We start from the raw sequence: 19,795 nt of genomic DNA on the forward strand, positions 1-19,795 counted from the left end.
GGGGGCCGCAGGGGTGCTCGCCTCCTCATATCGCCCACAGGTCGATCGGTGTCAGCCGCCGCGGAGGTCAGTTGGCGCGGCGCATCGACTCGGTGATCCGCTCGGCGGCGGTGACCACGGGGGCGGCGTGCAGCCTGCCGGGGGTGCGGGTCAGACGCTCGATCGGGCCGGAGACCGACACCGCGGCGACCACCTTGCCGCCCGCGCCCCTGATCGGCGCCGAGACGCTGGCCACGCCCTGCTCGCGCTCGCCGACGCTGTGCGCCCAGCCCCTGCGCCGCACGCTCGCGAGCGTGGCCGCGGTGAACTTGGCCCCGCGCAGGCCCCGGTGCAGGCGGTCGGGCTCCTCCCAGGCGAGCAGGATCTGCGCCGCGGACCCCGCGAGCATCGGCAGGGCCGAGCCGACCGGCACGGTGTCGCGCAGTCCGCTGGCACGCTCGGCGGCGGCCACGCAGACCCGCTCGTCACCCTGGCGCCGGTAGAGTTGCGCGCTCTCCCCGGTCAGGTCTCTCAGCTGGGTGAGAACCGGTGAGGCGACGGCCAGCAGCCTGTCCTCGCCGGCGGCGGTGGACAGCTCGGACAGGCGGGGGCCCAGGACGAAACGGCCCTGGGTGTCGCGGGAGACGATGCGGTGGTGCTCCAGAGCGACGGCCAGCCGGTGGGCGGTGGGGCGGGCCAGGCCGGTGGCGTGGACGAGTTGTGCGAGGGACGCCGGGCCGGCTTCAAGGGCGTTGAGCACGAGGACGGCCTTGTCCAGTACGCCGACTCCGCTAGAGTTGTCCATACACCGATACTGCCGTCTCGACATATGAGAAAGCAAGTGGGTGCGGGATAGCCGATCGCAAGGAGGCGACATGGGCCGCACGCTCGCGGAGAAGGTCTGGGAGCAGCACGTCGTGCGACGTGCGGAGGGAGAACCCGACCTGCTCTACATCGACCTTCACCTCGTTCACGAGGTCACGAGCCCGCAGGCGTTCGACGGCCTGCGCATGGCGGGTCGCCCCGTCAGGCGGCCCGACCTCACCATCGCCACCGAGGACCACAACGTCCCGACCGTACGCGGTCCGATCAACGACCTGGTGTCGCGGACGCAGGTGGAGACGCTGCGCAAGAACTGTGCGGAGTTCGGCGTCCGGCTGCACCCGATGGGTGACGCGGGGCAGGGCGTGGTCCACATCATCGGCCCGCAGTTCGGCCTGACCCAGCCCGGCATGACGATCGTGTGTGGTGATTCTCACACCTCCACCCACGGCGCCTTCGGCGGCATCGCGTTCGGCATCGGCACCTCCGAGGTGGAGCACGTGCTGGCCACCCAGACGCTGCCCGCCTACCGGCCGAAGACCATGGCCATCGAGGTCTCCGGCGAGCTGCCCCCCGGCGTCACCGCCAAGGACCTGATCCTGGCGATCATCGCCAAGATCGGCACCGGCGGCGGCCAGGGCTACATCGTCGAGTACCGGGGCGAGGCCATCCGCAGGCTCTCCATGGAGGGCCGGATGACGGTCTGCAACATGTCCATCGAGGCGGGTGCCCGCGCGGGCATGATCGCCCCGGACGAGACCACCTTCGAATATCTCAAGGGCCGTCCCCACGCGCCGTCCGGCGCCGACTGGGACGCCGCGGTCGAGTACTGGAAGTCGCTGGTCAGTGACGAGGACGCGGTCTTCGACGCCGTCGTGGAGATCGACGCCACGACGCTGACCCCGTTCGTCACCTGGGGCACCAACCCGGGCCAGGGCGCCCCGCTGGGCACGTCCGTGCCCCGTCCGGAGGACACCGACGACCCGGCCGCCGCCGCGCGTGCCCTGGAGTACATGGGCCTGACCGCGGGCACCCCGCTCCGCGAGGTCAAGGTCGACACGGTCTTCGTGGGCTCCTGCACCAACGGCAGGCTGGAGGACCTGCGCGCCGCGGCCGAGGTGCTGCGCGGGCGCCAGGTCGTGACGCGCACGCTGATCGTGCCCGGTTCGATGCTGGTCAAGCTCCAGGCCGAGCAGGAGGGGCTGCACGAGGTCTTCAAGGCCGCGGGCGCCGAATGGCGCGAGGCCGGCTGTTCCATGTGCCTGGGGATGAACCCCGACACCCTCGCCCCCGGCGAGCGCAGCGCCTCGACCTCCAACCGCAACTTCGAGGGGCGGCAGGGCAAGGGCGGCCGTACCCACCTCGTGTCCCCGCAGGTCGCCGCCGCGACCGCCGTCACCGGCAAACTCACCGCGCCCGCCGACCTGTAAGGAGTCCTCGCGATGGAAGCGTTCACCACCCACACCGGCCGGGCCGTGCCGCTGCGCCGCAGCAACGTGGACACCGACCAGATCATCCCCGCCGTCTGGCTCAAGCAGGTCAGCAGGACCGGGTTCGAGAAGGGCCTGTTCTCCGCCTGGCGCGAGGACCCCGGCTTCGTCCTGAACAACCCCGTTCACGAGGGCGCCACGATCCTGCTGGCCGGCCCCGACTTCGGTACCGGCTCCTCCCGCGAGCACGCGGTCTGGGCCCTGCAGCAGTACGGCTTCCGCGTCGTGATCGCGGCCCGTTTCGGAGACATCTTCCGTAATAATTCCACCAAGATGGGCCTGCTCCCGGTCGTCCTGCCGGGCGGGATCGTCGAGGCGCTGCAGGCCGCGGTCGAGGCGGACCCGACCCTTGAGATCACCGTTGACCTGGCGGGACGCCAGGTCCGCTGGGGCGCGGAGGCCGTCGCCTTCGAGATCGACGACTACACGCGCTGGCGGCTGATGGAGGGCCTGGACGACATCGGGCTGACCCTGCGCAACGCCGATGCCATCGGGACATACGAGAATGGTCGGCAGCCATGGCTGCCGACGACCGTCTGACGAGTTCAGAGGACGAGCTGGCGTGGCGGCTGCGCGAGGCGCACCGCCGCGTCAGGTCCCTGCATGTCTCCGTCGAGGAGAGAAAACGTCTCACCAGGCGCCTGCTGGCCATCTGCGATATGGCCAAGCGCGACCTCGATCACGCCACAGGGCGTCTTGATTTGTTCCTTCTCAGTATTGATGTCTTGGTTTCAGATACGCCGAGCACTGGAAACATTGCGGAAGGTGATTGAGTCATACGGCTCCGTCCCCTAATTTCAAGCGAGCAGGGGGTTTCTCATCGTGATCGTTGATGAGATCTGTGATGAGACCCCTCGCCGTGACAAATCGGGTGAGACGGGTTTTCTGCCCCGTGACCCACTCCCGGACATCGGTAAGCAGGGGGAGCAACCTTATGAACAAAAAGGAACTCGTCGACGCCATCGCGGATCGGGTGGGCGACAAGAAGACGGCCACCGAAGCCGTGAACGCGGTGCTCGACACGATCCAGGCCACCGTCGCGAGTGGCGACAAGGTCTCGATCACGGGGTTCGGTGCCTTTGAGATGGTGCACAAGCCGGCCCGCACCGCCCGCAACCCCTCGACGGGTGCCGAGATCCACGTCGCCGAGAGTTGGGGGCCGAAATTCCGGCCCGGTTCCGACTTCAAGGAACTCGTCAACAACGGCGGCAAGAAGGCAGCGAAGAAGAAATAGGCTTCGGCCTAGGCGCCCGGACTCCCGAAGCGGGAGCCCGGGCGTCCGGCTTCCCGGCCGGCGCCGGCCGGATCCCGATCCCCTGCCGGGGCCGCCGAAAGTGCCCCGTGCGGTGTTCGGTCACGTTCACCGGATTCGCCGGCGGGCGCCACGGAGATGATTTCGGCTCGGGCCGTCGGGGAAGCCGGTTTCCCGGCCGCCTCACCGGCCGGGTACGGGGAAGGTCGAGAGGGTGATGTAGGCGACGTCGTCGCCGTCCATGACGATGTTGACCCGCTGACCCGCCCTGAGCAGCCGGAGCGGCCCCGCGTCGAACGCCGCCGCGCCGAACGGGATCTCGGTCCCGTCGTCCAGGAAGACCGACCCCGACCGGGTCGCCTCCTCGAAGCTCCGCACCGTCGCCTGCACACGCCCAGGGTAGCCTCCGGACGGGAATCCCGCCCGAACCGGGGCTATCGGTCCCTGTCGCGTTCCTCCGGCTGCGAAGACCCGCCGGACAGCGCGATCCTTTCCGCCATGGCCAGCGTGCGGGGGCCGACGCCCAGGACCAGCGCCCGGCGGAGATCGTCCGGGGTGTCCACGTCATGGCGGACCGACTCCACCCCCGCCACGCAGAGCTCCTTGGCGCCGCGCCGCAGGTGCCGGTCCCGCGACTCGCCGCCGAACCCCGGTGTGAACGGCATGCCGGGCCGTACGCCGTAGAAGGTCGTGCCGATCTCGGAGGCGTCGGGCAGGAACATCTGGTCGAACTCCGCGGCGGCGGTCAGCACGCGGGCCAGCTCAGTGGGGCGGAGGGCGGGGAGATCGGCCTGGAGGGCGCCGACGGCGTCGCCGGGCGCCAGCCGTACCGCTTCCAGGGCGCCGTGTCGCAGGGCGGCGTTCAGCCCCGCCTCCGGGTCGCCGACCACGTGCGCGCCGACCCCGCCGAGTGCCTCGGCGGCCACGGGGTCACCCGTCACCACGACCACCCGCGTGACGAGCGCGCACCTCAGCGCCGCCTCGACGGTGTCACAGGCGATCGCCACGGCCAGCGCGGCCCGGTGCGGGCCCGCCGCCGCGGACAGGCGGGTCTTGGCGGCGACCAGCGTTTTGACCGGGACGACAAGGGTCCAGGCGGAACTTTCCTGAGCAGCCATAGCGTTAAGCATCTCGCCTCGACATCCCGGGGAGCCAACCGGGAGACTTGGTGCGCAAACCGCTCATACGGAGGAGCCCATGAGACGCCCCGGCTGGCCCTCGCGATTCTGGGTCGCCTTCGCCGTCGCGATCGTCAAGCCGATCTCATGGCTCCTGGTCAAGAAGGACTGGCGTCGCAGCGACCGGTTGCCCAGGACGGGCGGGATCATCGTGGCGACCAACCACCTGTCGTGGCTGGATCCGATCCTCATCTCGCACTTCCTCTACAACAACGGCCGCTGGCCGGTGATCCTGGCCAAGTCGGGTCTCTTCTCGGTGCCGCTGCTCGGTCCCCTGCTGAGGGCGCTCCAGGTCATTCCCGTCTACCGGGGGAGCTCTGACGCGGGGCGCTCGCTGGAGGAGTCACGGCGCCGGTTCGCCGCCGGGGCGTGCGTGATGTTCTATCCGGAGGGCACCTGCACCCGCGACCCGGACCTCTGGCCGATGGAGGGCAAGACCGGCGCGGCCAGGCTGGCTCTGGAGACCGGCGCGACGGTGATCCCCGTCGCGCACTGGGGGGCCCAGGAGATCCTGCCGTACGGTGCCAGAAGGCCCCGCCTGCTGCCACGCAAGACCTTCCGCGTGCTGACCGGGCCACCGGTCGACCTGTCGAAGTACCAGGGCCAGCCGCTCCAGGCCGACGTGCTGCGCTCCGCGACCGCCGACATCATGTCTGCGATCACGGCCCAGCTGGCCGAACTCCGCGGGGAGAAGGCGCCCAAGGCGCCGTTCAAGCGACCTTCCGACAACTGACTTCGGCGTACGGTGTTGACATCCTCCCCTCCCCGAAGGGAGGGGATTCCCACGGTCGCCCGTGAGAGTTCCTGATTCACCGCCGGTCGCCCGCCAGGAGAAAACCCTTGAGGTCCTACACCAGCTCCACAGGCGTTTCACCTCTCCGCCAGCCCGGCGGTGAGGACCTAGCCGGTCACGCCCGTAGTGGCCCGGTTATCGCCACCGCCGGACACGGTACCGAACCGTACGGCATCGCGCCGCGTTTTCTCCCCCGCCCGGAGGCGGAGGTTTCCACGCCCAAGGAGAACCGATGACCAAGGCGGCTGTATTCGGCACGGGTTCGTGGGGAACGACCTTCAGCATGATCCTCGCGGGGGCGGGCACCCGGACGATCCTGTGGGGCCGCAGCGCGGAGGTCGTCGAGGCGATCGACCGGCGGCACGAGAACCCCGTCTACCTGCCGGGCACGGTGCTGCCCGAGACGCTGCGCGCCACGACCGACCCGGCCGAGGCTCTCGACGGCGCCGACTTCGTGGTGCTCGCGGTGCCCTCCCAGACCCTGAGGGAGAACCTGACCCGCTGGAAGCCGGACCTGCCGCCGGAGGCGGTGCTGGTCAGCCTGATGAAGGGCATCGAGCTGGGCACCACCAAGCGGATGAGCGAGGTGATCTGCGAGGTCGCCGGGGTGCCCCAGGAGCGGGTCGCGGTGGTGTCGGGGCCCAACCTGGCCGGGGAGATCGTCCGGGGCCAGCCCGCCGCCACCGTGGTCGCCTGCACCGACGAGCGGGCGATGGAACGCCTCCAGGAGGCCTGCTACCTGCCGCCCTGGTTCCGCCCCTACACCAACCCCGACGTCGTGGGGGTCGAACTCGGCGGGGCCGTCAAGAACGTGATCGCCCTCGCGGTCGGCATCTCGGCGGGGATGGGGCTGGGCGACAACGTCGGGGCGATGCTGATGACGCGCGGGCTGGCCGAGATCTCCAGGCTGGGCACGGCACTCGGCGCGGATCCGCACACCTTCGCGGGGCTGGCCGGCATGGGCGATCTGGTGGCGACCTGTACCTCCCCATTGTCGCGGAACCGTACTTTCGGGGAGAATCTGGGGCGGGGCATGACCCTGGCCGAGGTCATCGCCGCCACGAAACAGACCGCCGAGGGGGTCAAATCCTGCGAGTCGGTGCTCGAACTGGCCAAAAAGCACGACGTGGAGATGCCGATCACCGAAGTGGTGGTGGCCGTCGTCCATGACGCAATGCCTCCCAGCGAGGCCGCGGTGCTCCTGATGTCGCGGACTCCCAAGCCGGAACGGTACGGCCTGTGAAGACACGGTGTGGCCCATGAACAGACGGATGCGCAGGCGCAGGGGGGAGAACACCCGGTCGGTGCACCTGCCGGCTCCCGAGCCGCCCTCGCAGAGACCCCTCGGCCTTCCCGTGTGGCGCAGCTCCGCCTGGGGTTTCGGCGACTCCGCCGAGTACGCCGAGGTGCTGGAGGTGAAGGGTTCCGGCCACGCCTACGGCCGGATCGACAACCCCACCACCGCCGCGTTCGCCTCGGCGGTGGCCTCTCTGGAGGGGGCCGCGGCGCCCGAGGACGTGGCCGGGCAGGCGTTCGCCTCGGGGATGGCCGCCGTCAACGCCGTCCTGATGACGTTCCTGCGCGCGGGCGCGCACCTCGTGGCACCCACCCCGCTGTACGGCGGGACCCACTCGCTGATCACCAACGTGCTGTCCAGGTTCGGGGTCAGCGTGGACTTCGTCGGCTACGACGACCTGACCAGGGTGCAGGCGGCGATCAGGCCCAACACGAAGATCATCTATGCGGAGACGCTCTCCAACCCGACCATGGCGGTCTCCGACATCCGCGGCCTCTACCGGATCGCCCGCGCCGCGGGGGCACTGCTGGTGGTCGACTCCACCTTCGCCACCCCGATCGTGTGCCGTCCCCTGGAACACGGCGCCGACCTGGTGATCCACTCCGCGACCACGTATCTCGGCGGCCATGACGACTGCGCCGGGGGCGTCGCGGTGGGCCGTCCCGACCTGATCGCCCAGCTGCGCGAGGTCAGGATCGACACCGGGGGCACGCTCTCCCCCGATGACGCCTTCCTGCTCCGCCGGGGGCTCGCGACCCTGCCGCTGCGGGTCCGCCGGATGTGCTCCACCGCGATGGTCTTCGCCGCGGCCGTGGCCAAGCACCCCGCCGTGCGCCGGGTCGACTACCCGGGGCTGCCGGAACACCCCGGACACCAGCTCGCCAGGCACCTGTTCGACTCGGGGCCCGAGGGCACCAGGTACGGCGCCTGTGTGACGATCACTCCGCGCGGTGGCTACGACGCCGGCGTGGCCCTGGCCGACGCCCTCAGGCTCGCCTCGATCGCCCCCTCCGCCGGAGGAATCCACACCAAGGCCGCGCACGTGGCCTCGACCACCCACCGGCGGCTCGGCGGGGCGGCGGGGATCGATGAGGCGGCCGTCCGGTTCTCCATCGGGCTTGAGGACGCGGAAGATCTCATCATGGATGTGACCAAGGCACTCGACTCACTACCCGCATCGAGTAGATAGGCGCGTCTAACAGCCGGATTGCCCCCTAACAGGGGGTAGATTCGGGCATCATGAGTGAGCAGCACGAACCTCTACCGAGGGTCGCCGTCGTCTTCGGCGGTCGCAATTCCGAGCACGCCGTCTCCATTCTCGGAGCGGGAAGCGTGCTGGAGGTCATCGACAGGTCCAAGTACGAGGTGGTCCCGATCGGGATCGCCCAGGACGGCCGGTGGGTGCTCGCCTCCGGGGAGCAGCAGTACGGGATCGAGAGCGGCGAGTTGCCCGCCGTCGACGCGGCGAGCGCGACGCTGGCGCTGACATCCGGTAGTGGCGCGCTGGTGGCGTACGACCCCGGCAGCATTCCCGTCGAGCTCGGCCACGTCGACGTCGTCTTCCCGGTGATGCACGGCCCCTTCGCCGAGGACGGCACCATCCAGGGGCTGCTGGAGATGGCCGGGGTCCGCTATGTCGGCTCCGGGGTGCTGGCCAGCTCCGTCGGCATGGACAAGGCGTACATGAAGATGGTCCTCGCCGCCTCGGGCCTGCCCGTCGGGCCGTATGTCGCGATCCGCGACCGCGACTGGCGGACCGACCGCGGCCGGGTGCTCAAGGAGGTCCAGGAGCTCGGCTGGCCGGTCTTCGTCAAGCCCGCCCGCGCCGGGTCCAGCCAGGGCATCTCCAAGGCCGCCGACCTGGAGGAGCTTGAGCGGGCCATCGAGTTCGCCCGCGAGCACGACCCCAAGGTGCTGGTCGAGGCCGCGATCACCGGCCGCGAGATCGAGTGCGCCGTGCTGGAGTCGCCGGGCGACGAGGCGCCCCGCGCCAGCATGCCCGGTGAGGTACTGGTCCACGGAGATCACGAGTTCTTCGACTTCGAGGCCAAGTACATCGGGAGCGACATGTCCCTGTCGGTGCCCGCGGACATCCCCGAGGAGACGGCCGAGCAGCTGCGGGCGATGGCCGTGCGCGCCTTCGAGGCGCTGGGCTGCGAGGGCCTGTCGCGGGTCGACTTCTTCTACACCACCGACGGGCGACTGATCGTCAACGAGATCAACACCATGCCCGGCTTCACCGCGATGTCGGTCGCGCCGCAGCTCTGGGCCGCCACCGGGGTGCCCTACCCGGAGCTGGTCGACCGGCTGATCCAGCTCGCGCTGCACCGCTCACCCGGTCTGCGGTAGCGCTGCCTTGATCGGTGCCGCGAGATCGGCCAGCACGCTCTGCGGGGTGTGCTCCCGCGCGACCGTCACCTCGACGTAGGCCGCCCTGCCGATCGACGTGAACAGCGTCGGTCGGGCCGGGTCGGCGTACCACGCCACTTCGTTGATCTCGGGAACCTGGTCGGTGGGCGACATGGTCACCGGCCGCGGCACCCCGCAGCGCAGGGCGATGCGGCCCTGCCCCCACACGGCGACGTAGGGGGAGGCGGGGGTGGACTCGACCCGGTCCGCGCCGTCGAGCCTCCGCGGGAGCCGCTCGGCGAGCGCCTGGCACGCGGCGGCGGCGGGCCCCTCGGGGACGGGCGGCTCGACCCGGACGGCGCCGCCGCATCCCGCCAGGATCAGCAGGGCGCAGGCGCACCCCGCCAGGCGGGTGAACCGCAGTGGCATGTCACGTTCCCGACGGTCAGATACGGACTCAGATGTGGACGATGGGACACGTCAGTGTACGCGTGATCCCCTCCACACCCTGAATCTGCGCCACCACGAGCTTTCCCAGCTCATCGACGTTGCGGGCCTCCGCCCGCACTATCACGTCGTAGGGCCCGGTGACGTCCTCGGCCTGGGTGACACCAGAGATGCCGGAGATCTCCAAAGCCACGTTCGCGGCCTTGCCGACCTCGGTCTGAATAAGGATGTAGGCCTGCACCACAACGACCTCCGGGGCGATTGGATCAGTGCCGAAGGGCCACCGTACCCTGTGATGAACGGGAGGTGTGTCATCACAGTCGGAGATCTCGGCGAATTCGGGGTTGTTGCACGTATTGCCGGACGCTTGCCACAGGGAGGGACCGTATTGCTCGGTCCCGGGGACGACGCCGCGGTGGTGAGCGCTCCCGATGGGCGGGTCGTCGTGACGACTGACCTGTTACTTGAGGGTAGGCACTTCCGCCGTGATTGGTCCAGCGGCTACGACATCGGGCGCAAGGCCGCGGCGCAGAATCTCTCGGACGTCGTGGCGATGGGAGCCGACCCCACCGGCCTCGTGGTCGGCCTCGGGCTGCCCGCCGACGCCACCACCGGCTGGCTGGACGACCTCACGGACGGCTTCCGCGACGAGTGCGACCTCGTCGGCGCCAGCGTGGTGGGCGGCGACATCACCCGCTGCGATCTCGTCGTGATCGCCGTCACCGCCCTCGGCGACCTGGGCGGCCGGGCGCCGGTCACCAGATCGGGGGCCCGGCCTGGTGACGTGGTCGCGGTCGCGGGCCGCCTCGGGTACGCCGCCGCGGGCCTCGCGCTGCTCCGTGCGGGTCTGGCCGGGCCGGTGGAGCTGATCGACGCCCACCGCCGCCCGTGCCCTCCCTATCCGCGCGGCCCCGAGGCCGCCGCGCTGGGGGCCACCGCCATGCTCGACGTGAGCGACGGCCTGCTCCAGGATCTCGGCCACGTGGCGGCCGCGGCCGGAACCGCGCTCGTGCTCGACCCGGAGGCGTTCGACGTCCCGCCGGTGATGCGGGAGGCCGCCCGGCTGCTCGGTACGGACCCGCTGGAGTGGGTGTTCTCCGGCGGCGACGACCACGCCCTCGCCGCGACCTTCCCGGACCGGGTACGGCTCCCGGAGGGCTGGAACGTGGTGGGTCATGTCATCGAGGGTGAGGGAGTGCAGGTCAAAGGCCTGCTGCTGGACCGTGGAGGCTGGGACCACTTCCGGGAGTGACCTTTACCACTCGTTGTTACATCTGCGAAAATTGCGACAAACGGTTATTGAACTGGTATGAAGTTGGGCGGTCGAGATTCCCTCCGAGAAAGGGGCGATATGGGCCGCCATGGTGGAAACGGGGAAGCGGCTTCCCCAGATCGGGGGAAACGCCGGCCGGAGCCCGCTCCGGCGCCCGGTCACGGGGACGAGCCGATCGGGCGCCGGCTCCGTCCCGAGGAGTCGATGATCACCGAGCCCCAGACGGGTTTCCTGGGTTCGGGATGGACGTCGGAGTCCGAGCCGTCCGTCACGTGGCCCGAGGACGAGGAGAGGTCCGGCGGACGGATCAAGACGACCTTGCTGATCGTCGCCGCGGTGGCGGTGGTGCTCGGCGGGACCGTGTTCGGGATCCGGGCGCTGACCGGCTCCGAGGGTTCCGCCGCCGACTGCCCGCCCGCCGGTTGCGTCACGGCGGCGTCGAACCAGCCGGAACCGCGGCCCGACCCCGTCGGTGGGACCGAGCTCACCGAGGAACCCGTACCGGCCGACGAGCCCGAGGAGACGGGTGACGAGACGGCGGAGGCCACGCCCACCCCGACTCCCACCTCCACCCGCACGGGAGGCGGGGTCACCTCCACCCCCAAGCCCACCGCGACGAGAAAGGCCACCCACGCGCCCCGGGCCTCCGACGAGCCCTCGCCCACCGACGAGCCGGAGCCCACGCCCACCTCCGAGCCCCTCATCGTCGGTAACCACCGAACACCCGCCCCCGAGCAGTCCCCGAGCACCACGGCGCCCGCCCCCGTGCCCACCGACACCTTCGAGGCGCCCGTGCCCGCCGCGGGGGGCGCCATGATCATGGTAGGCGCCGCCCTCGTGCGGAGCAGGGCACAGTCGTACACGGTCAAGCTCGTGGTCGCCGCGGACGAGAGCGTCGAGAACCTGAAGGTGAGCGTGCCGGTCAACGGGACGGTCTCCTCGGTGAGCGGAGCCGACTGGGAGCAACTCGACGGCAGCCTGGTGATCGACTCGCCGGAGGGCCTGCAGGCAGGCGAGGAGCTCGTCGTCGTCTTCACCGCGAGCGGTGACACGGAGATTCCGGATACCTGTCAGAGCGACAGGGGAGAGTGCGCCGTCGTCTGACCCGGCGTCCCGGACCGAGCCGGTGCCGTCGCCCGATCCGGCCGGTGGTTCCGGCCGATGGTTCCGGTCTGTGACCCGGTCTGTGGTCCAGCCGCCGGCCCGGCCCCGATCGCCCGATCCGGCCGGTGACTCCGACCCGTGATTCCGACCTGTGATTCCGACCTGTGATTCCGGCCTGTGATCCAGTCGCTGGTCCGGTCGGGTCTCACGCCCGAGCCGGTGCCGTCGCGGCTCTGCGCGGCCGAGGAGTGGCGGGGAGTGGACAGGGGGCGCTCAGCCCGGTCGGCGCGGGGCTGGTTGGATGGGGGCATGACCGTTCTGGCTCCCCCTCGCGTGCTGACCGTCGCCGGCTCCGACTCCGGAGGCGGTGCGGGCATCCAGGCCGACCTGAAGACCATGCTGGCCCTCGGCGTCCACGGCATGAGTGTGATCGCCGCGGTGACCGCCCAGAACTCGGTGGGCGTGCAGGGCTACTGGGAGCTTCCCCCGGAGGCGGTCCGTGCCCAGCTCGACTCGGTGCTCGGTGACATCGGTGCCCAGGCGGTCAAGACCGGCATGCTCGCCTCGCCCGTACTGGTGGAGACGGTCGCCGAGGTGCTGGCAGGGCTGGATGTGCCCGTCGTGGTCGATCCGGTGGGAGTCTCCAAGCACGGTGACACGCTCCTCGCCCCCGAGGCGGTGGAGACGGTCAAGGCGAGCCTGCTGCGCACGGCCACGGTGGTCACCCCCAACCTGTGGGAGGTTCTCCAGCTCACCGGAGTGAAGGTCACCGACGAGGCCGACCTGCGCCGGGCCGCCGACGCGGTCCTGGCGCTCGGGCCCGAGTGGGCGCTCATCAAGGGCGGCCACCTTCCCGGGGCTCCTGTCGATCTGCTGACCGACGGCACGCGGGAGTTCCGCTTCACCGCGGAGCGCCACGACAACCGGCACACCCACGGCACGGGCTGCACCCTGGCCTCCGCGATAGCCTCCCACCTGGCCCTCGGCGAGGACGTCCCCGCCGCCGTGGAGAAGGCGAAGGCGTACGTCACCGGCGCGATCGAGCACGGCTTCCCGCTGGGGGCCGGCATCGGCCCGGTGGACCACGCCTGGCGCCTGCGCTCCCGCTGAACACGGAGGACCCGCTCCGAGCCGTCCTTGGCGGAGCCCGCCAAGGACGGCTCGGAGCCCGTTGGGAACGGCGAAGCCCGCCGCCCCGTCGAGGGGACGGCGGGCTTCGCGGAAGTCCGACTAGCGGGTGACCTTGCCGGCCTTGATGCAGGAGGTGCAAACGTTCAGCCGCTTCGGCGTGCCGTTCACCACTGCGCGCACGGGCTGGATGTTCGGGTTCCAGCGGCGGCGGGTGCGGCGGTGCGAGTGGGAGACGTTGTTGCCGAAGGTCGGCTTCTTAGCGCAAACGTCGCAGACGGAAGCCACGGTTCGCTCCTTAGATCAGTCGAGAGGCTCGATCCGCCGCACTGGCGGGCGGTCATCGGGCATGCCGGGACGACCGGCTGGCCACACGAGGATACCCGATGTTCGGCCCTACAGGCGAACGTGAGCCGCCGTGAACGGTCGAACGGGGATAATCTCCGGAGGCAACCGTAGCGCATCCCGGGACGCGCCATGGCGGGTCGCGTCCGGCGGGCGACGATCAGCCGGTGAGATCGGGGCCGGCCGGGCGGTGCGGACGGGGAGCCGCCGGTGACGGCATGCCGGTCGCGGCGCCGGGACCTGCCCGGGAGATCGATGAGGGCGCCCGGCGGGCGCGAGCAGGAGCAGGAGGGCAGGAATGCTGCAGGTTCTAGACCCGCCCTCGGTGCGGAGATGGTCGCGGCTGGCCGCGGAGACGCTGGGGAAGGCGCGCGAGGAGATCGACGCGCTCAACGTCTTCCCGGTGCCCGACGGCGACACCGGCACCAACCTGCACCTGACCATGCTCTCCGCGGCCGAGGCGCTCGACGGGCTGCCCGCGGACGCGGGGACGGCGGCCACCTGGCAGGCGCTCGCGCAGGGAGCGCTGCTCGGCGCGCGGGGCAACTCCGGGGTGATCGTCAGCCAGGCGCTGCGCGGCCTCGCCGAGGTGTTCAGGGAGGCCGAGGGGCACGGCACGGACCTCTGCCGTGGCCTGGTCAGAGCCGCCGAGCTGGCCCGTGCCGCGGTGGCCAGGCCGGTCGAGGGCACGATCCTGAGCGTCCTGACCGCGGTGGCCGCGGCGGTCCGCGACGGCCGGGGAGATCTCGTCTCGATCGCGAGAAGGGCGGCCGAGGAGGCGCGCTCCGCGCTCCGCCGTACCCCCGGGCAGCTCGGCGTGCTGGCCCGCAACGGGGTGGTCGACGCGGGCGGCGCGGGGTGGACGATCATTCTGGAGAGCCTCGCCGCGATCGTCACCGACTCCTACACCGAGCGGGTGGACATCCCCGCCCCGGCCCACCGGATCGGCGCGGAGGTCGCGGAGGAGAGCGCGGACGGACCCGGCTACGAGGTCATGTATCTCCTGGAGGCCGGGGCGGCACAGGTCGCGGCGCTCCGTGCGGAACTCGACGCGCTCGGCGAGTCGCTGGTGATCGTGGGTGGGGACGACCTGTGGAACGTGCACGTCCACGTGGACGACGCGGGCGCGGCGATCGAGGCGGCGGTCCGGCTGGGGCGGCCCCACCGGATCAGGGTGACGTATCTGGTCGGCTCGGGCAGGACCCACCCGGCCGCGCGGGGCAGGGGAGTGGTGGCCGTGGCGGCGGGACCCGCGCTGGCCGCGCTGTTCGAGGAGTCGGGGGCCGTGGTCGTCCGCCGCGAGCCGGGCTCCAGCCCGCCGCTGGCGGCGGTGCTCGCCGCCATTCGCGAGGCCGGCTCGGAGGTCGTGGTCCTGCCCAACGACAGCGGGACGCGTGAGGTCGCCGCCGCCGCCGCGGAGATGGCCAGGGAGGAGGGCCTGGTGGTCGGGGTACTCCCGACCAGGGCCTCGGTGCAGGGCCTGTCGGCGCTGGCCGTGCACGATCCGCTGCGCCGCTTCGACGACGACGTGGTGGCCATGACCGAGGCCGCCGCGCACACCCGCCACGGGCACGTCTGGGTGGCCGACCGCGAGGTCATGACGAGCGCGGGCCTGGCCGGGCCCGGTGACGTCCTGGGAGTGGTCGACGGGGACGCCGCGCTGATCGGCAGGGATCTCGAGGCCACCGCCCTGGAGGTCGTGGGCCGCATGGTGTCCTCCAGCAGCGAGTTGGTGACCGTTCTGGAGGGCGTCAACGCCCCCGAGGGGCTCGCGCGCGCGGTGCTGGACCATCTGGCCGAGACCAGGCCGGACATCGAGGTGGTTCTGTACGAGGGCGGCCAGGGCGGCTACCCGCTGCTCATCGGCGTCGAATGAGGGCGCCGCGAGGCCCGGCGTCAGGCGCGCCCGCCGGTGACGTTCGCGGCCGACGCGGGTGAACCGTTCCGTGGGCCGGGAGAATTCTGTCTCCCGCACACGGTAGAAAGCTGGGGTGACGAGCTTCGACGAGCCGCTGGCGAAGGCACTGGACCCCAAAACCGCCAGGTTGCTGGAGAGCGTTCTCGACCTGCGCACCGTCGGTGACCTGCTGCGGCACTACCCGCGGCGCTACGCCGAGCGGGGTGAGCTGACCGACCTCGACGACCTGCGGGTCGACGAGCACGTCACGGTGGTGGGCGAGGTCACCAGGGCGATGCGCAGGCCGATGCGGAACAAGGGCGGCACCTGGCTGGAGGTCGAGGTCGTCGACGCCCGCCGCAGCAAGATCTACCTGTCGTTCTTCGGGAAGACGTCCCACATCGCGGAGACGCGGCTGCGGCCGGGCAGGCGCGGCATGTTCGCCGGAAAGGTCGGCGCCTTCGGCCAGGGCGAGAAGCGCAAGTGGCAGCTCTCCCACCCCGAGTTCGAGATGATCGAGGAGAACGAGACGGGGGCCGAGGAGTTCGCCGCCGCGCTCGTACCGATCTATCCGGCGGGCAAGGACGTGACGCCCTGGGCCATCCGCAGGGCGCTGGGCGTCGTCCTCGACACGATGGGCGAGCTCGACGACCCGCTTCCCGAGGAGTTGCGCGCCCGGCACCGGCTCCCCGGTCTGTCGGACGCGCTGCTGACCGTTCACCGGCCGCGCGACCACGCCGACGTGGCCAGGGCGCGCAAGCGGCTCAGGTTCGACGAGGCGTTCCTGCTCCAGGCGGTGCTGCTGCAGCGCCGGATGGCCGCGGCCTCCTGGCCGGCCACCCCCAGGCCCGCGATCCCCGACGGGCTGCTCGCCGACTTCGACAAGCGGCTGCCGTTCGAACTGACCGAGGGGCAGCGCGAGGTGGGCGAGGAGGTCGCGGCCGATCTGGCCATGGCCCACCCCATGCACCGGCTGCTCCAGGGCGAGGTCGGGGCGGGCAAGACCGTCGTCGCGCTGCGGGCGATGCTCCAGGTGGTCGACGCCGGGGGGCAGGCCGTGCTGCTGGCGCCCACCGAGGTGCTCGCCCAGCAGCACCACCGGTCGATCTCGGCCATGCTCGGCGACCTGGCCACCGGCGGCATGTTCGGCGGCACCGCGGTCGCCCTGCTGACCGGCTCGCTGGGCGCCGCGGCCCGCCGCTCGGCCATGCTCGACGCGGCCTCGGGCGCGGCGGGCATCGTCGTCGGCACCCACGCGGTCCTGCAGGAGCGGGTCCAGTTCGCCGATCTCGGCCTGGTCGTGGTCGACGAGCAGCACAGGTTCGGCGTCGAGCAGCGCGACGCGCTCCGCGAGAAGGCCGGGGGCGGCCGCCCGCACGTGCTCGTCATGACCGCCACCCCCATCCCCCGCACGGTCGCCATGACGGTCTTCGGCGATCTCACCGTCTCCACGCTCTCCCAGCTGCCCTCCGGGCGTGCCCCGATCACCACGCACGTGGTTCCCGCCGCGGAGAAGCCGCACTTCCTCGACCGCGCCTGGACCCGGCTGCGCGAGGAGATCGGGCTGGGCCGCCAGGCCTACATCGTGTGCCCGCGCATCGGCGACCTGGAGGGCGACGAGGGCGACATGTCGAAGGCCGACGACGAGCGCAGGCCGCCGCTGGCGGTGCTCGACGTGGCCGAGACGCTCTCGCGGGGGCCGCTGCTGGGGCTCCGCACGGAGGTGCTCCACGGCAAGCTCCCTCCCGAGGAGAAGGACGCGGTGATGAAGGCGTTCACCAGGGGAGAGATCGACGTGCTGGTGGCGACCACGGTCATCGAGGTCGGCGTCGACGTCCCCAACTCCTCGGTCATGGTCATCATGGACGCGGACAGGTTCGGCGTCTCGCAGCTCCACCAGCTCCGCGGCCGGGTCGGCCGCGGCGGGCTGCCCGGTCTCTGCCTGCTGGTGACCGACTCCCCCGGCGGCACGCCCGCCAGGGCGCGGCTCGACGCCGTGGCGGCCACCCTGGACGGCTTTGAGCTGTCCCGTGTCGACCTGGAACAGCGCAGGGAGGGTGATGTGCTCGGGGTGGCCCAGTCGGGGCGCAGGTCGTCGCTGAAGATGCTCAGGCTCCTCCGCGACGAGGACGTCATCCACGCCGCGCGCCTGGACGCCGAGGCGATGCTGGAGGCCGACCCCGAGTTGGCGGGGCACCCCGTGCTCCGCGCGGAGATCGACAGGCTCCTGGCGGACGAGCGCGCCGAGTACCTGGAGAAGACCTGACGACCGGCGGAGGCGATGCCCGGCGGGGCGGTGGACGCCGCGGGGTTTCGCGGCTGTAGTCGGTGGCCGCGCCGTGGCCGGCGGTCGCGCTGTGCCCAACTGCGGGGACGGCCTCCCCCCGAATGCCGTCCCCGCCTGGGCCCACTCCCGGGTCAGGTGCCGAGAGCACCGGCGTGCGGAAGGGCTCACGATCACGCCGGTCGGCCTCCCCCTGGGTCACTTGGAGGCCGCAGGAATCATCATGCAAGGGACCGGCACCTGACGGAACGACCCTTACGCTTTCGTCGCCACTCCTTGCCCACTCTTGACCTAGATCACCTACCAGGACCCTTTTGACCTGCGGTTATGTGATGCGTCGCGACACGCCGTGCTGCGCCCGGCGCACCTGGGGGCCTCCGGGGACCGGCGTCGGAACCGGTGCCGGGGACGGGTGCGGGCGGTGGCCGACGGCACCGGGCGGCGGCACTGAGAGGATGGCCGGGTGAGCCGAGTCATCGCGGGAAGCGCAGGGGGACGGCGGCTGGCAGTGCCGCCGGGGCGGGGGACCCGCCCCACGAGCGACAGGGCCAGGGAGGGGATCTTCTCCACGGTGGGGTCGCTGATCGGCCCGCTGGAGGGGTGCCGGGTGCTCGACCTCTACGCGGGCTCGGGCGCGCTCGGGCTTGAGGCGCTCTCCCGGGGGGCCGCCCGGGTGCTTCTCGTGGAGTCGGACGCCAGGGCGATCCGGACGATCAGGCAGAACGTCACCTCGCTGGGGCTGCCCGGGGCCGAGGTCGCCGCCGACCGGGTTGAGCGGCTGCTGGCCAGGGGTATCGGGGACACCGGGGAGCCGTACGACCTCGTCCTCGCCGACCCGCCGTACGCGCTGGGCGACGAGGAGGTGGGGACGGTGCTCGAACTGTTGCGCGACCGAGGCTGGCTGGCCGAGGACGCGCTCGTCGCGGTGGAACGGGAGAGCCGGGGAGGGGACCTCCGCTGGCCTGAGGGGTACGAAGAGGAGAGGGTCCGTCGTTACGGCGAAGCGTCCGTTTGGTACGGTCGCGCCGCCGGGAATCCTTAAGAGCAGGGAGTCCACCTTGCGTCGCGTTGTCTGTCCGGGATCCTTCGATCCCGTCACGAACGGTCATCTGGACATCATCGGCCGGGCTTCCCGGCAGTACGACGAGGTCGTCGTAGCCGTACTGATCAACATCGAGAAGAAGAGCCTCTTCACGGTGGAGGAGCGTATCCAGACTCTCCAGACGGTCACCAAGGAGTACGGGAACGTCCGCGTGGACAAGTTCCACGGCCTCCTGGTCGACTACTGCAGGCAGCAGGAGATCCCCGCCATCGTGAAGGGCCTGCGCGCGATCAGCGACTTCGACTACGAGCTCCAGATGGCGCAGCTCAACTACCGGATGTCAGGGGTGGAGACCCTGTTCATGGCCACCGGGCCCGAGGTGTCCTTCCTGTCCTCCAGCCGCATCAAGGAGATCGTCAAGTATGGTGGGAGTGTGGCCGGGCTGGTTCCCGATCTTGTCCAGGAACTCCTGGTAGAACGGCTCAGGGGCTAGGCCCTGCTATTCTCTTGTTTCGGCCTTGCACGATGGCGATGATGCGCCATGCCTAACGAGAGCGAAATGACTCATCCCAACCTTGACCCCCGAGCCCCATGGGTGATCTCTACCCATGACCTGGGGCGACGACCAGGGTCGATGCGGCGGATGGACCTCGTTCTCCCGGCACCGGCGGACATCGGCGTCGACATGATCGGCGTTCCCAAGGACGCCGAAGTCGAGCTGGACATCCGGCTTGAGGCGGTCATGGAGGGTGTGCTCGTCACGGGCACTGCGCAAGCCCCGCTGCGGGGGGAGTGCGCACGCTGCCTGGAGCCGGTCATCTCGCAAGCCGAGGTGGGCTTCCAGGAGCTGTTCTTCTACTCGGCAGAGGATGCTGCCGAGGGTGACTCGCTTCTCGACGGTGAACTTCTCGACCTCGAACCCGCGTTTCGCGACGCGGTGGTGCTCACACTGCCGTTGAGCCCGGTCTGCAGTGAGGACTGCGCCGGACTCTGCGTGGAGTGCGGGGTCAGGCTGGCAGACGCCGAGCCTGATCACGGCCACGAGGTGATCGACGCCCGCTGGGCGAAGCTGCAGGGTCTGATTCCGGAACATAACAACGATCAGGAGAGCTGAC

General features: G+C 70.9%; 22 protein-coding genes. 16 read left to right on the top strand and 6 right to left on the bottom strand.

Annotated features, from left to right (window positions below; genetic code table 11):
• Nucleotides 1-67: 67 nt before the first annotated feature.
• Nucleotides 68-784, bottom strand: coding sequence for an IclR family transcriptional regulator (locus tag ABT061_RS10075; RefSeq protein ID WP_030913609.1), 717 nt, complete (start codon nt 782-784; stop codon nt 68-70).
• A gap of 70 nt (nt 785-854) precedes the next feature.
• Here ABT061_RS10075 and leuC point away from each other — a divergent pair, with 70 nt between their 5' ends.
• The 4 genes from leuC to ABT061_RS10095 all read left to right on the top strand — a co-directional run bounded on the left by leuC (nt 855) and on the right by ABT061_RS10095 (nt 3,525).
• The gene (leuC, locus tag ABT061_RS10080; protein ID WP_350914779.1) at nt 855-2,231 is read left to right on the top strand and encodes a 3-isopropylmalate dehydratase large subunit; all 1,377 of its coding nucleotides are present in this window, start codon (nt 855-857) and stop codon (nt 2,229-2,231) included.
• 12 nt (nt 2,232-2,243) lie between these two features.
• Nucleotides 2,244-2,831, top strand: coding sequence for a 3-isopropylmalate dehydratase small subunit (gene leuD, locus ABT061_RS10085; RefSeq protein WP_350914781.1), 588 nt, complete (start codon nt 2,244-2,246; stop codon nt 2,829-2,831).
• A complete protein-coding gene (locus ABT061_RS10090) occupies nt 2,810-3,064 on the top strand; it encodes an SCO5555 family protein (protein WP_350914783.1) in 255 nt (84 codons plus the stop codon). Before leuD ends, ABT061_RS10090 begins: the two co-directional genes overlap by 22 nt.
• A 161-nt stretch (nt 3,065-3,225) precedes the next feature.
• Complete coding sequence (locus tag ABT061_RS10095; protein WP_350914785.1) at nt 3,226-3,525, top strand: HU family DNA-binding protein; 300 nt, start codon at nt 3,226-3,228, stop codon at nt 3,523-3,525.
• Nucleotides 3,526-3,726: 201 nt separating this feature from the next.
• Here ABT061_RS10095 and ABT061_RS10100 read toward each other — a convergent pair whose 3' ends face one another.
• Together ABT061_RS10100 and cofC are read right to left on the bottom strand one after the other, a co-directional pair.
• Entirely contained in the window at nt 3,727-3,933 is a 207-nt protein-coding gene (locus ABT061_RS10100) for a hypothetical protein (RefSeq protein ID WP_350914787.1), read from the bottom strand.
• A 44-nt stretch (nt 3,934-3,977) separates the two neighbouring features.
• Entirely contained in the window at nt 3,978-4,673 is a 696-nt protein-coding gene (gene cofC / locus ABT061_RS10105) for a 2-phospho-L-lactate guanylyltransferase (protein ID WP_350914789.1), read from the bottom strand.
• A gap of 67 nt (nt 4,674-4,740) precedes the next feature.
• On the opposite strand from cofC, the gene ABT061_RS10110 reads away from it, so the two are divergent.
• From ABT061_RS10110 to ABT061_RS10125, 4 genes are all read left to right on the top strand, one after another.
• Nucleotides 4,741-5,454 carry a lysophospholipid acyltransferase family protein gene (locus ABT061_RS10110; RefSeq protein ID WP_350914791.1) on the top strand — a complete coding sequence of 238 codons (714 nt, stop codon included), beginning with the start codon at nt 4,741-4,743 and terminating at the stop codon, nt 5,452-5,454.
• Nucleotides 5,455-5,746: 292 nt separating this feature from the next.
• On the top strand, nt 5,747-6,757 hold the full coding sequence (locus ABT061_RS10115) for an NAD(P)H-dependent glycerol-3-phosphate dehydrogenase (RefSeq protein ID WP_350914793.1): 1,011 nt from the start codon (nt 5,747-5,749) through the stop codon (nt 6,755-6,757).
• A gap of 16 nt (nt 6,758-6,773) precedes the next feature.
• Nucleotides 6,774-8,000, top strand: coding sequence for a trans-sulfuration enzyme family protein (locus tag ABT061_RS10120; RefSeq protein WP_350914795.1), 1,227 nt, complete (start codon nt 6,774-6,776; stop codon nt 7,998-8,000).
• A 50-nt stretch (nt 8,001-8,050) separates the two neighbouring features.
• The gene (locus tag ABT061_RS10125) at nt 8,051-9,160 is read left to right on the top strand and encodes a D-alanine--D-alanine ligase family protein (RefSeq protein WP_350914797.1); all 1,110 of its coding nucleotides are present in this window, start codon (nt 8,051-8,053) and stop codon (nt 9,158-9,160) included.
• Here ABT061_RS10125 and ABT061_RS10130 read toward each other — a convergent pair.
• Both ABT061_RS10130 and ABT061_RS10135 read right to left on the bottom strand, forming a co-directional pair.
• Nucleotides 9,143-9,589: a DUF3515 family protein gene (locus tag ABT061_RS10130; protein ID WP_350914799.1), complete on the bottom strand. Its 447-nt coding sequence runs from the start codon at nt 9,587-9,589 to the stop codon at nt 9,143-9,145. The two genes, ABT061_RS10125 and ABT061_RS10130, sit on opposite strands and share 18 nt — an antisense overlap.
• A gap of 28 nt (nt 9,590-9,617) precedes the next feature.
• On the bottom strand, nt 9,618-9,851 hold the full coding sequence (locus tag ABT061_RS10135; RefSeq protein WP_350914801.1) for an Lrp/AsnC family transcriptional regulator: 234 nt from the start codon (nt 9,849-9,851) through the stop codon (nt 9,618-9,620).
• Between the two features lie 51 nt (nt 9,852-9,902).
• Here ABT061_RS10135 and ABT061_RS10140 point away from each other — a divergent pair, with 51 nt between their 5' ends.
• From ABT061_RS10140 to thiD, 3 genes are all read left to right on the top strand, one after another.
• Nucleotides 9,903-10,859 carry a thiamine-phosphate kinase gene (locus tag ABT061_RS10140; RefSeq protein WP_350914803.1) on the top strand — a complete coding sequence of 319 codons (957 nt, stop codon included), beginning with the start codon at nt 9,903-9,905 and terminating at the stop codon, nt 10,857-10,859.
• A gap of 225 nt (nt 10,860-11,084) precedes the next feature.
• Entirely contained in the window at nt 11,085-11,984 is a 900-nt protein-coding gene (locus ABT061_RS10145; RefSeq protein ID WP_350914805.1) for a hypothetical protein, read from the top strand.
• A gap of 309 nt (nt 11,985-12,293) precedes the next feature.
• Nucleotides 12,294-13,094, top strand: coding sequence for a bifunctional hydroxymethylpyrimidine kinase/phosphomethylpyrimidine kinase (gene thiD, locus ABT061_RS10150; RefSeq protein ID WP_350914807.1), 801 nt, complete (start codon nt 12,294-12,296; stop codon nt 13,092-13,094).
• Nucleotides 13,095-13,214: 120 nt separating this feature from the next.
• Here thiD and rpmB read toward each other — a convergent pair whose 3' ends face one another.
• Nucleotides 13,215-13,400 carry a 50S ribosomal protein L28 gene (rpmB, locus tag ABT061_RS10155; protein ID WP_012894387.1) on the bottom strand — a complete coding sequence of 62 codons (186 nt, stop codon included), beginning with the start codon at nt 13,398-13,400 and terminating at the stop codon, nt 13,215-13,217.
• Between the two features lie 355 nt (nt 13,401-13,755).
• Here rpmB and ABT061_RS10160 point away from each other — a divergent pair, with 355 nt between their 5' ends.
• The 5 genes from ABT061_RS10160 to ABT061_RS10180 all read left to right on the top strand — a co-directional run bounded on the left by ABT061_RS10160 (nt 13,756) and on the right by ABT061_RS10180 (nt 19,794).
• Nucleotides 13,756-15,333 carry a DAK2 domain-containing protein gene (locus tag ABT061_RS10160; protein ID WP_350914809.1) on the top strand — a complete coding sequence of 526 codons (1,578 nt, stop codon included), beginning with the start codon at nt 13,756-13,758 and terminating at the stop codon, nt 15,331-15,333.
• Nucleotides 15,334-15,448: 115 nt separating this feature from the next.
• Nucleotides 15,449-17,620, top strand: a complete 2,172-nt coding sequence (gene recG / locus ABT061_RS10165; protein WP_350914811.1) for an ATP-dependent DNA helicase RecG — start codon at nt 15,449-15,451, stop codon at nt 17,618-17,620.
• A 481-nt stretch (nt 17,621-18,101) separates the two neighbouring features.
• The gene (rsmD, locus tag ABT061_RS10170) at nt 18,102-18,680 is read left to right on the top strand and encodes a 16S rRNA (guanine(966)-N(2))-methyltransferase RsmD (protein ID WP_350914813.1); all 579 of its coding nucleotides are present in this window, start codon (nt 18,102-18,104) and stop codon (nt 18,678-18,680) included.
• A gap of 16 nt (nt 18,681-18,696) precedes the next feature.
• Nucleotides 18,697-19,173, top strand: a complete 477-nt coding sequence (gene coaD, locus ABT061_RS10175; protein WP_350914815.1) for a pantetheine-phosphate adenylyltransferase — start codon at nt 18,697-18,699, stop codon at nt 19,171-19,173.
• 66 nt (nt 19,174-19,239) lie between these two features.
• A complete protein-coding gene (locus ABT061_RS10180; RefSeq protein ID WP_350914817.1) occupies nt 19,240-19,794 on the top strand; it encodes a YceD family protein in 555 nt (184 codons plus the stop codon).
• The last annotated feature ends 1 nt before the right edge of the window (nt 19,795 follow it).

The sequence above is a fragment of the Streptosporangium sp. NPDC002544 genome (genome assembly GCF_040295965.1).
Lineage (GTDB): Bacteria > Actinomycetota > Actinomycetes > Streptosporangiales > Streptosporangiaceae > Streptosporangium.